At 61.0% G+C, this 9,885-nt stretch carries 12 protein-coding genes and 1 pseudogene; 8 read left to right on the top strand and 5 right to left on the bottom strand.

The window, feature by feature from the left end; genetic code table 11:
* Nucleotides 1–970 precede the first annotated feature (970 nt).
* Together BN1800_RS41875 and BN1800_RS38325 are read left to right on the top strand one after the other, a co-directional pair.
* Nucleotides 971–1,297, top strand: a complete 327-nt coding sequence (locus tag BN1800_RS41875) for a zinc ribbon domain-containing protein (RefSeq protein ID WP_179214012.1) — start codon at nt 971–973, stop codon at nt 1,295–1,297.
* 182 nt (nt 1,298–1,479) lie between these two features.
* A complete protein-coding gene (locus tag BN1800_RS38325; RefSeq protein WP_087006001.1) occupies nt 1,480–1,770 on the top strand; it encodes a hypothetical protein in 291 nt (96 codons plus the stop codon).
* Between the two features lie 30 nt (nt 1,771–1,800).
* Here the strand turns inward: BN1800_RS38325 and BN1800_RS38330 are convergent, their stop codons facing one another.
* The gene (locus tag BN1800_RS38330; protein WP_087006004.1) at nt 1,801–3,258 is read right to left on the bottom strand and encodes a cobyric acid synthase; all 1,458 of its coding nucleotides are present in this window, start codon (nt 3,256–3,258) and stop codon (nt 1,801–1,803) included.
* Between the two features lie 600 nt (nt 3,259–3,858).
* Between BN1800_RS38330 and BN1800_RS38335 the strand changes: the two genes are divergently transcribed.
* Together BN1800_RS38335 and BN1800_RS38340 are read left to right on the top strand one after the other, a co-directional pair.
* The gene (locus BN1800_RS38335; protein WP_087006007.1) at nt 3,859–4,854 is read left to right on the top strand and encodes a glycine betaine ABC transporter substrate-binding protein; all 996 of its coding nucleotides are present in this window, start codon (nt 3,859–3,861) and stop codon (nt 4,852–4,854) included.
* Between the two features lie 99 nt (nt 4,855–4,953).
* A complete protein-coding gene (locus BN1800_RS38340) occupies nt 4,954–5,304 on the top strand; it encodes a hypothetical protein (RefSeq protein ID WP_027514032.1) in 351 nt (116 codons plus the stop codon).
* Between the two features lie 5 nt (nt 5,305–5,309).
* On the opposite strand, the gene BN1800_RS38345 is transcribed toward BN1800_RS38340, so the two are convergent.
* Together BN1800_RS38345 and BN1800_RS38350 are read right to left on the bottom strand one after the other, a co-directional pair.
* Nucleotides 5,310–5,465, bottom strand: coding sequence for an entericidin domain-containing protein (locus BN1800_RS38345; RefSeq protein ID WP_027514033.1), 156 nt, complete (start codon nt 5,463–5,465; stop codon nt 5,310–5,312).
* 104 nt (nt 5,466–5,569) lie between these two features.
* Nucleotides 5,570–6,511 (bottom strand): LysR family transcriptional regulator, encoded by a 942-nt coding sequence (locus BN1800_RS38350; protein ID WP_027514034.1) that lies wholly within the window; start codon nt 6,509–6,511, stop codon nt 5,570–5,572.
* A gap of 64 nt (nt 6,512–6,575) precedes the next feature.
* Here BN1800_RS38350 and BN1800_RS38355 point away from each other — a divergent pair, with 64 nt between their 5' ends.
* Complete coding sequence (locus BN1800_RS38355; protein ID WP_143534249.1) at nt 6,576–6,836, top strand: hypothetical protein; 261 nt, start codon at nt 6,576–6,578, stop codon at nt 6,834–6,836.
* On the opposite strand, the gene BN1800_RS38360 is transcribed toward BN1800_RS38355, so the two are convergent.
* A complete protein-coding gene (locus BN1800_RS38360; protein WP_087006012.1) occupies nt 6,833–7,735 on the bottom strand; it encodes a universal stress protein in 903 nt (300 codons plus the stop codon). The genes BN1800_RS38355 and BN1800_RS38360 overlap by 4 nt on opposite strands.
* Nucleotides 7,736–7,971: 236 nt before the next feature.
* On the opposite strand from BN1800_RS38360, the gene BN1800_RS38365 reads away from it, so the two are divergent.
* Both BN1800_RS38365 and BN1800_RS38370 read left to right on the top strand, forming a co-directional pair.
* Nucleotides 7,972–8,415, top strand: a complete 444-nt coding sequence (locus BN1800_RS38365) for a hypothetical protein (RefSeq protein ID WP_087006015.1) — start codon at nt 7,972–7,974, stop codon at nt 8,413–8,415.
* A gap of 210 nt (nt 8,416–8,625) precedes the next feature.
* Nucleotides 8,626–8,859, top strand: a complete 234-nt coding sequence (locus BN1800_RS38370; protein ID WP_087006018.1) for a hypothetical protein — start codon at nt 8,626–8,628, stop codon at nt 8,857–8,859.
* A 149-nt stretch (nt 8,860–9,008) separates the two neighbouring features.
* On the opposite strand, the pseudogene BN1800_RS38375 reads toward BN1800_RS38370, so the two are convergent.
* Nucleotides 9,009–9,244 (bottom strand): annotated as a pseudogene (locus tag BN1800_RS38375) (hypothetical protein); the annotation flags it as partial.
* 230 nt (nt 9,245–9,474) lie between these two features.
* Here BN1800_RS38375 and BN1800_RS38380 point away from each other — a divergent pair.
* Nucleotides 9,475–9,882, top strand: coding sequence for a hypothetical protein (locus BN1800_RS38380; RefSeq protein WP_179214014.1), 408 nt, complete (start codon nt 9,475–9,477; stop codon nt 9,880–9,882).
* The last annotated feature ends 3 nt before the right edge of the window (nt 9,883–9,885 follow it).

Consider the following 9,885-nt stretch of genomic DNA (forward strand, 5'->3'; position numbering starts at 1 on the left):
CCTTCCGCTTCCCAGACCCGAAGCAGATCTCCTTCGGTGAGAAGGGAATCCTGCTGCCGAAGGCGGGCTGGGTGAAGCTCGTTCTCCATCGGCCCTTCCTTGGCGAGGTGAAGAACGTCACGGTCTGCGCCGACGGCGACCACTGGTACGTCGCGGTGCAGACCGAGCGTGAGGTCGACGAGCCTGCGAGCGTGCTCGACCTGCCGGATCTCGTCGAGCTCGGGGGCGACCTCGGCGTGGTCAACGCGCTCGCGCTCTCCGACGGCACGGTCTACGACCTGCCAAGAATGACCGAGAAGGAGAAGCGCANCGGCGTGGTCAACGCGCTCGCGCTCTCCGACGGCACGGTCTACGACCTGCCAAGAATGACCGAGAAGGAGAAGCGCAGAGAGGCGAACCTCGCCAGGCGCGTCTCGCGCCGCAGCAGGGGTTCGAAGAACCGTCTGCGGGCGCAGCGCGATCTCAGGCGGTTCAGGGCCAGGATCGTCCGGCGCAGACGGGACNCGGTCTACGACCTGCCAAGAATGACCGAGAAGGAGAAGCGCAGAGAGGCGAACCTCGCCAGGCGCGTCTCGCGCCGCAGGAGGGGTTCGAAGAACCGTCTGCGGGCGCAGCGCGATCTCAGGCGGTTCAGGGCCAGGATCGTCCGGCGCAGACGGGANAGGGGTTCGAAGAACCGTCTGCGGGCGCAGCGCGATCTCAGGCGGTTCAGGGCCAGGATCGTCCGGCGCAGACGGGACGCGAAGCATAAGATGACGACCGACGTCGTCAGTCGCTGCGACGTCCTCTATCTCGAGGACCTGAAGCTGAAGAACATGACCGCCTCGGTCAAGGGGACCGTCGAGGAGCCGGGCACCAACGTCGCGCAGAAGTCCGGACTGAACCGGGCGATCCTCGACGTGTCNGGACCGTCGAGGAGCCGGGCACCAACGTCGCGCAGAAGTCCGGACTGAACCGGGCGATCCTCGACGTGTCGCCCGCAGCGACGCGTCTGCGGTTCGAATACAAGATGCGCCGCCGCGGCGGCGCCGTCTTTTACGTCAACCCCGCACGGACGTCGCAGCGATGCGCCGAGTGCGGGCATGTCGATCCGAAGAACCGGATCGACCGCGACCGGTTCGAATGCGTCAGATGCGGCCACGCCACCTGCGCCGACCACAACGCCGGCCGCAACATTCTGCATCTGGGCCGCAAGGCCCGAACCGGAGGACATCCGGGGATGGCCTGTGGATCGAACCTTGCTGGAGGTCGGAAGCAGGAAGAAGACGGTAGCAGTCAGGTCGCGCAAGCGGCCTGATCAAGACCAGAAGCTCCGCCCTTCAGGCCGGGGAGTAGTCACAGAGCGTTCCCGCGCCCGTGTGTGCCGAGGATCTCGCGAGAATTCGCTCGGGAACGACGGATGTCAGCAGCCTCAATCTGGCTGCGATTTGGTCGACATATCGGGCTTTGGGGCACACCCGCCTGGTCATGTCAGACGTTATGATGCATCTTGAATTCGACCGACGATGGATTCTTGCGGCCATCCCGGACGCGACGATCACGGTGATCCGCTTGATAGCGTCTGAACCGACGCTGATGGCGCGGCTAGTACAGCGTGAGATCGGTTCTGGCGCGGATGAGCAGGCACAGCGTTCACTTCGACAAGCGAGGCGCATGGCAAGCCAAGACGCCAATGGCGTGTTCGTTGTGCCTACATACGGCAAGACACCGACGGAACTCGCGGAGGTCATCCTGCGAAAAATCGGATGGCTGAATGTTCGCCCGGAGTGATCGCGGGAGGGCGGCGTGAGCCACGCCACCCTAGCCGAGCAACGCGGTCAACCAGCCCTTGTCGAGATGGGTTTCGAGTTCGGAGGCGACCTCATCCAATGCCTCGTCGACGCTTTGTCTGTAGTTCCGCCTTTCACCGGAAAGGCCGAAACTTTCGAGAAGCTTGCCGCGATAGGCGTCGCTGCCGAAAAGGCCGTGGAGATAGGTGCCCATGATCCGCCGGTCGGCGGAAACCGCGCCATCCGCCACGCCGTCGATCACCGCTGATGGGTTGGCGCAGTCCGGCCCGGCCGTCACACCCAGATGTATCTGGTAGCCGGCAAGCGGAACGTCATATTCGGCCGAAACCGCCAGGCTGTTGCGCACGGTCTTTTCCGGCGCCATTTCGGTCTCGACATCGAGCAGTCCGAGACCCGGCGTCTCCGCGCTCGCCCCCTCGATGCCGAGCGGATCGCGAACCATGCGCCCTAGCATCTGATAGCCGCCGCAGATGCCGATGACGCGGCCGCCGCGCCGGACGTGGGCTTCCAGATCGCGGTCCCAGCCGGCAGCGCGCAGGTCGGCAAGGTCGGCAATCGTAGATTTCGATCCGGGCAGGATCACGAGTGCGGCATCTCCCGGCAGCCGGTCGCCCGGTTTCACGAAGACGAGTTCGATATCCGGCTCGGCACGAAGAGGATCGAGATCGTCGAAATTGGCGATGCGCGGCAAAACCGGCACGGCGATCTTCAATGCGCCGGATGCTCCCTTGGCAAGGCGCTCCAGCACGACGGAATCCTCTGCCGGCAAACGGCAAGCCGCCTTCAGCCAGGGCACGACCCCGAAACACGGCCAACCGGTGAAGCGACTGATCGCGGCAATGCCGTCATCGAAGAGCGAAACATCGCCGCGGAACTTGTTGATGACATAGCCGGAAATCATCGCCCGGTCGCCATCCGAAAGGATCGCATGCGTGCCGGCGAGGGAGGCGATCACGCCGCCGCGGTCGATGTCGCCGACGAGCACGACGGGCACCTTGGCACGGGTGGCAAAGCCCATATTGGCAATGTCGGCGGGACGGAGGTTGATTTCGGCCGGCGATCCCGCACCCTCGACGATCACAAGGTCCGCGCCCTCGGACACGATCGCGAAGCTCTGCAGCACATGCTCCAGCAACTGCGGCTTGAGCCTCTGGTAGTCGCGGGCCTTCGCCTGCCCGAAGACCCTGCCCTGTACTATGATCTGGCTGCCGTTTTCGGATTGCGGTTTCAGGAGAACCGGATTCATGTGAACCGAAGATGGGGTTCGTGCCGCGAGCGACTGCAGCCACTGCGCCCGGCCGATCTCCCCGCCGCCGTCGTCCGCGACGGCCGCATTGTTCGACATGTTCTGCGGCTTGAACGGCTTTGCGTTGAGGCCGCGGTTGGCCGCAAGCCGGCAGAGCCCGGCGACGAGCACCGTCTTGCCGACATCCGAGCCGGTTCCCTGCAACATGATCGCCTTGGTCATGTATGAGGCCTACAACGCGGCGTGATCCGCGGTCAATCGCCTGCCTGAAATGCGAAAACCGCGCGGGCTGGCGCGCGCGCGGTTTGCCGAAAACTCTGGCGTATTCGCCAATACGCGGCGAAACTCGTATTCTCCGGGACGCAATACCTGATCCGGAGAAACGGCGGTTGTCCCTCGCCGTGGTTCAACTGATAGCGTGACATTCTTACCGGAGTGTTATTGCAGAAAATTATGCGAGGCGAATTTCGGCTTTTTTTGAGTTTTCGCCGATTTTCGATCCGCACGCAGTTCACTGGGGACATCCCGCCTGTGGCTCGACGCAGGCTTTGGTTGGTGGGTCGGTGAGAATATTAGTGCATTCAAAACAGCTATTTAGCTCGAAAATATTCGACCACCGGCGGATTTCAATTACCGCGTCAAAGGCGTAGGCTGGAAAATAATAGCAATGTTCCAGACCGGCAGTCGCGATGCGAAAAAACGCATGGCACGTGAGATTACGGCGGCCGACTGCTGCATTTGCATTCATTGAACGGACGGATTGGGCGGCTAGTATTACATCCAAAGGCTGCACATCAGACATAAAAACTGGGGAACGAGCGAATGAAGATCATCCTGGCTTCGCTTACTTTTGCCGTATGTCTCTTCGCCGGCGGCCGCGCCGCGCAGGCGGACTGCGGTAACGTCTCGATCGCGGAGATGAATTGGGCATCCGCCGCGATTGCCGCCAATTTCGACAAGTTCATTCTCGAAAACGGCTACGGCTGCAATGTCACGACCGTTGCCGGCGATACCGTGCCGACCTTTGCTTCGATGGATCAGAAGGGCGAACCCGACATCGCGCCCGAACTCTGGACCGCGTCCGTCCGGACTCAACTCGAGGCGGCGGCAACAAGCGGTCGGCTGGTTCAAGCCTCCGAGATTTTGGCAGACGGCGCAATCGAAGGCTGGTGGATCCCGAAATTCATCGCCGATGCAAATCCCGATATCCGTTCCGTGCAGGATGCTCTGAAGCGGCCGGACCTCTTCCCCTCGCCGAAAAGCACCTCCAAGGGCGCCATCCACAATTGCCCGTCCGGCTGGAGCTGCAGGATTTCGACCGCCAATATCTTCAAGGCCTTGAAGGGCGATAGTGCAGGCTTCGAGCTGATTGACAGCGGAAGTCCGAAGGATCTGGACGATTCAATCGCCAACGCCTTCGACGCCAAGATCGGCTGGCTCGGCTATTACTGGGCGCCAACGGCGATCCTCGGCAAATATGACATGACGCTGCTCAGTATGGGCGTCAGCCACGACAAGGCGGAATGGCTTGCCTGCACTTCGGTCGAAGGCTGTGCCCGTCCGCAGCTCAACGCCTATCCTGTCTCCCAGGCCTTCACCGTCGTCACCAAGGCGTTTGCCGACCGTGCCGGTCCAGAGCTCGGCTATCTGCGCGCCCGCTCTTGGGACAACAACACCATAAACGACGTTCTGGCATGGCAGGACGAAAACCGGGCAAACAATGAGGACGCCGCGCTCTATTTTCTGCGCAATTACGCCGACTTCTGGACACGATGGGTGCCCGCCGACGTTGCAGAAAAGGTGAAAGCGGCTCTGTGAGACTGCAATTCCAGCCTCGCGAAGGCTATGCCGCCTAGTCTGACGGTCACTTTCTAATCGAAGGCTGCCGTGAGCATGGCAGCATGTAATGGATGACCGATGACGCCAGCCGCTTCCTTTCCCGATCGCGAGACCGTTGCCAGCAAGTTTGCGGGCGCTTCCGAAGCGGACAAATCCTATCTTTCGCTGCTCATGGAAAATACGGCGCAGGACGACAGCCTGATCGACGGTTTGCATCGGTATCTGGATCTGGCGGCGGCAGCTCCTTTTCTCAATTCGCTAAAACTTGAAAGTACCGGACTGTGGATCGGCGAAGCCGCGCCGGCGCGGCTTCAGATTCAGTTGATGGAGGCGGCGAAGTCGAGCCAGCATCCGGCCTATCTTGCCTTCCGCACTGGCCTTAACCGATCGGGCGGCCTCGAACGCGCCTACCCTGCCGCAGCGATCTGAAAGTTTTAGCGGGTTGCGGCGCGGTTGACCGAACGGCCGGCGTCCTGCGTCGCGTTGACGGCATTTGCCGTATCGCGGCCGAAACCGCGGATGGTATTGCCGCACGAAGAAAGCGCCAGAAGCAGCATCAGCGCTGCGCCGATTTTGACCGTCATCGTCATTTTGGAAATCCTCTTTTGGAAACTAAACGTCGCCTGGCCGAAGCAACCTCCGCCGCTCCGGCCATTTAACGCGCCGAATCCAATAAGGTTCATCGCCGTCCGGATCAAGCAGCGACAGCTTTTGCCTTTTCCGCGAAAGCGAAGCGGATGCTGTCTGCCACGGCCTCCATAGGCCCTGAGAGCTGCGAGGCCGTCAGCAGCCGGATATCGAACGAGCCGAGTTCGGGCAGGCCTTCCTGCGCGTCGAGAATGACCATGTCTTCGCCGATATAGGAGCGCGGCAACGGCGCGATCGCAAGATCGGAAAGCACAGCGGCACGCTGCGCCATCGTATGGCCGCTCAGATAGGCGACGCGGTACGGCCGCTTGTTGCGCTCCAGCTGCGCCAGCGCCTCCTGGCGCCAGATGCAGCCGTCTTCCCAGATCGAGATCGGCAGAGGATCGCGCCTGTGAGCTGTTCCGCATTTCGCACCCGCCCAGACGAGGCGTTCACGGAAAACGATCTCTCCGCCTGTCGGAAACGGCCGCGTTGCGCAATTGATCAGCGCCAGATCCAGCCTTTGCTCTTCCATGCGCTTCTTGAGGCCTTGGCTCATGTCGATCGTCACATCGACCATGATGCCGGGATAGCTCTCCGCGAAGCTCTTCAGGATCCTTGGCAGCAGGCGCTCGCCGATATCTTCCGGCGCGCCCAGCCGCACGACGCCGCTGAGTTCCGGCATGATGAAGCGGGAAACCGCCTCGTTGGAGAGCGCGAGAATGTTGCGGGCATAGGTCAGCAACAGCTCGCCGTGCTGCGTCAGCGTGACCGAACGCGCATCGCGCATGAAGAGCGTCGCGCCCAGCTGCTCCTCGAGCTTCTTGATCTGCATGGAAACCGCCGACGGCGTGCGGAACACGGCCTCGGCAGCAGTCGAAAAATTGCCTGTTTCCGCAATGGCGACAAAGGTTCTCAGAACATCATTGTCGAGCAGCGGGATCGGGCGCCGAAAGGGTATCGTCATCGTCGCATCTTTCAATTTTTCTGATACTAAGCACCATATCATTTCGTTTGTTTGAAAGTCAACGCGCGGCTATCTTAGCACCATGGCTCGATAAACCAAGGAGGCCATGATGACCGGGACAGCATACAGCATTCTGGACACCTTCTTCGCATTCAGGGCAAGGCAACTGCAGCGCACCGCCTGGGAGAACACCAGGCGACAGATGAGCACCCTGCCCAGCCACTTGATCGCTGATGTCGCCCCCTATCCGGGTAACAATATTCGAGAATCATCCACACGACACTTCGTTTCTCAGCAGAGTTCTGCGTTGGCGATGCAACATGAAATGCGATTCACGCCCGGCTGGCCCTCCAGTGATCGCCGCTAGTGCTTCATCATCAAGGGAAGCGGCGCATGCGACAGCAGGTAATAAGTGACACGGCCGAGCAGCAGTTCCAGGAAATAGCCATGCTTGAAAGCGCCGATCAAAAGGGACGTCGCATTCGCCGACTTGGCGAAATCGAGAATCGCCTCCCCGACGGACCGGCCTCCCGAGCTGATTGCGGCGACGTCGCCATCAAGCCCCAGGTGATCAAGCAGTTCCCTTGCCGTTAACTGGTAGCTTCCGTCCGGTTTGTCGTTGACGCATAGAACCGTCACGCGATCGGACGCGGCCAGCCAGCGTCTGGCGGCGGTGGCGGCATCCTGCACATGATCATGCGGTTTCCAGCCGATCACCACGTGGCCCAACAGATTGCCGGCATAGGAACCGCAAGGCTGTGTCAGCACCAGCTTGCGCTCATGGAAAAGAAGATCGTGAAACGCATCGCGGGCATCCATGTTGCCATGGCACGGGGCGACGACGAGCGCCGCCTCATGGGTTTCGGCGGTCACGCAGCGATTGAGATCGCCGCGACAGTCATCGAGAAGGAGCCGTTCTCGGCCGGGCTTATCCTGCTTCCAATCCTCGAAGGCGCGGGCGACCTGCTCGAACCGCTCACGCGGCGACCCTTCCGTCCGGTCTCGCAGCATCTGCAGATCGATCTCCTCCGGTGCGGCAATCATCCCTTTCGGATCCGCACCGACATGAGCCACGGCCATGGTGCCGTGGATGGCGCGGGCGGCGTCTTCGGCGATGTCCAGACAAGGCCGCGCAGTTGCCGGATCGGGCAGCAGAGCGAGAACGTCGGCATGGACAGTCACTTCATGCACATGGCCGGCGAAGATGACGCCGGCCTCTGCCGAGGGCGGTATCCGGGCGTTGTCGTTTACGGGCGCGTTGTTCATACCGGACCTCCTTCCGCGATGCTCCCACATCGCTCCCGGTCCAACACATTTGAAGTTTACTCCTGCGCCCCATACCTAGCAACGCCGCGCACTTGTCGGCCACTTCCATGGCAAATGGGCGACGCGCCGCGGCAGAATATCCTGCGGGGGCAGCCAAGCGGGGCAGCCGAGCTTGCGACATCGTTCGAACAATCAGGCAGTCCCCGCGTTCATTTTGAAGGGCGAAGGAGTTCCTGATGACATATGGATCACTAAGTCCCTTCAATGAAACCTGGTTCCGATACAACCCGGATACAGAGACCCTCAAAGCCGCCCGTGATCTGGTGGACCAGTACCTCGTGTTCGCTGAGGAAGCGCAAGTGGGAAACGACATCGTCGACGAGATCGAGCTGCCAGTCCCGAGGCCTGTCCTGATCAAGTCTTTTGGCCTCGTCATCGCCGCGGAGCACCGTCCGCAGATAAGAACCCTGCTGGTCAAGGCCGGGATGGCGCTTGCCCAATATTGCGACGACCTCGGACCACGGATCAGGTTAAAGCCCGCAACCCCACACGGCAGGCCGCCAGCAGCCCGATCGCGAGAGTTCGAGCGTCGTCTTGAAAAGAAGCTTGCGGCAGTCGCTGCAGAACGGATCAACCTCGGCGTGTTTTATCGCCGCGCCTTTATCGAGGCCATGCATTAAGGCTAGCGCCCCTGCCCCGGCCGCGACGTCGGAGCGCGGCCTGCAATCAGGTAGAGGGATCGTTCCAGAGGACGCTGCGCGACTATTTTCATCATGGTCTTGGGATCGATATGGGGGGGAAGCCGTCGGGTCGGTGATCGTCAAGACCTGCGCCTCTGTTCGTCATACGCAAGTTCAGCGATCGTTTTCGCTGCACCAGGAACCGCATCGATGCAACCCGCGGTTCAATGGAACATTACCAAGGTGATCGCGCCGACCATGACCCACCCGGAGATGATAATCAGAGACATTCTCAACAACGCTGTCTTGATCGTCATGAAATACCCCACATCGCGTCAATTCGAACGAACCGGCCGCCGGGAGAACGCGCCCATCGGACGACGCCTCATCCCGGCCGGATTATGTCTGACGCCCTCAGGACGAGCGGAGCCAGAAATGGACTGAAATTGCCCGTTGCGACTAAGCACGCCCCCCATCGTCAGTCGCGTGAAATCGATGTGACACACGTTCTGCGTGAGAAGCATTGCACCCCATCTATCTTCGTTGGGAAACAAGCAGAGGTGATAGGCGCCATCCGGCGACTCCCTTGTCTATGGCTGTCGGACAAGGAAAACGTGTCTGCGCGTCGCCAGCCGATGGTCGCCAGGCAGCAGCGTCACTTCATATCCTTCCTGACCGGGGCGAACGGCGTTGGACGAAATCGTCTGCAATCGCCGCTGTCACCGTCTCCGTTGCAACAGAACGGCACGTAGGTGAAGCCCGACGGCGCTTCATGGGCGTGGACGGCCGTGGCAAACGCCATCCCGATCGCCGCAAGGGTCATTTGCATGGCGTCCTCGCTTTCACGTGCGTCGTGGAACGCGGCAGCCTCCGCGATCCCGACAGGATTCGTCACTTGCTTCCGCCGAACGGATCGGCCAGCGCCGCCACCGGGCGACCTGTCGGATATTTGATGACGGAGACCCACAACGTGATGTTCGCGCCACATAAAGGACTCGAATGTCGATGACACGTAGGCCCTAATTGAAATCGGGCTGCTTTGCATGTAGCTCGTTGGGAATGGGCAAGATGTACCGAATCACAGTGAGCAAGGTGCTCGTGATAATACGGCTGGTGATCATTGTATCGCTGGCGGGGTACTCGCTGTCCAACGCCAATGCTGTGATGCATGGCTCCTCTTTCCCCGAGCTGGAAGCCGTTGCCTCGGAAACGATGCCGTCCCACGGGGGGCACGACGTGGCGGAGGCGGCCCATCTCGATCATTCGCACGGCGACATCTCCGATAACGCCGATGGTGTCTCGAAGCTCGTCAAGCAGGAATGCTGCAGCGATTTCTGCGGCGGGCTTGGCATGATTTGTGAAGGCCCCGACGTCGGCGGACCCGTCGAGACATCCATCCGGCAGTTCATCGACGATCAGCAAACCTTTGGCGAGCTGCCGCCCCTGCACCGTCCCCCGAATATCTGAATA

Origin of the sequence: Rhizobium sullae (genome assembly GCF_900169785.1) — a bacterium.
GTDB classification, from domain to species: Bacteria; Pseudomonadota; Alphaproteobacteria; order Rhizobiales; family Rhizobiaceae; genus Rhizobium; species Rhizobium sullae.

Excerpts from the sequence above, each read along its gene's own strand:
- BN1800_RS38325 (WP_087006001.1), top strand. The coding sequence starts at position 1,480 with ATGATGCATCTTGAATTCGACCGACGATGGATTCTTGCGGCCATCCCG.
- BN1800_RS38330 (WP_087006004.1), bottom strand. The coding sequence starts at position 3,258 with ATGACCAAGGCGATCATGTTGCAGGGAACCGGCTCGGATGTCGGCAAG.
- BN1800_RS38335 (WP_087006007.1), top strand. The coding sequence starts at position 3,859 with ATGAAGATCATCCTGGCTTCGCTTACTTTTGCCGTATGTCTCTTCGCC.
- BN1800_RS38340 (WP_027514032.1), top strand. The coding sequence starts at position 4,954 with ATGACGCCAGCCGCTTCCTTTCCCGATCGCGAGACCGTTGCCAGCAAG.
- BN1800_RS38345 (WP_027514033.1), bottom strand. The coding sequence starts at position 5,465 with ATGACGATGACGGTCAAAATCGGCGCAGCGCTGATGCTGCTTCTGGCG.
- BN1800_RS38350 (WP_027514034.1), bottom strand. The coding sequence starts at position 6,511 with ATGATATGGTGCTTAGTATCAGAAAAATTGAAAGATGCGACGATGACG.
- BN1800_RS38355 (WP_143534249.1), top strand. The coding sequence starts at position 6,576 with ATGATGACCGGGACAGCATACAGCATTCTGGACACCTTCTTCGCATTC.
- BN1800_RS38360 (WP_087006012.1), bottom strand. The coding sequence starts at position 7,735 with ATGAACAACGCGCCCGTAAACGACAACGCCCGGATACCGCCCTCGGCA.
- BN1800_RS38365 (WP_087006015.1), top strand. The coding sequence starts at position 7,972 with ATGACATATGGATCACTAAGTCCCTTCAATGAAACCTGGTTCCGATAC.
- BN1800_RS38370 (WP_087006018.1), top strand. The coding sequence starts at position 8,626 with ATGCAACCCGCGGTTCAATGGAACATTACCAAGGTGATCGCGCCGACC.
- BN1800_RS38380 (WP_179214014.1), top strand. The coding sequence starts at position 9,475 with ATGGGCAAGATGTACCGAATCACAGTGAGCAAGGTGCTCGTGATAATA.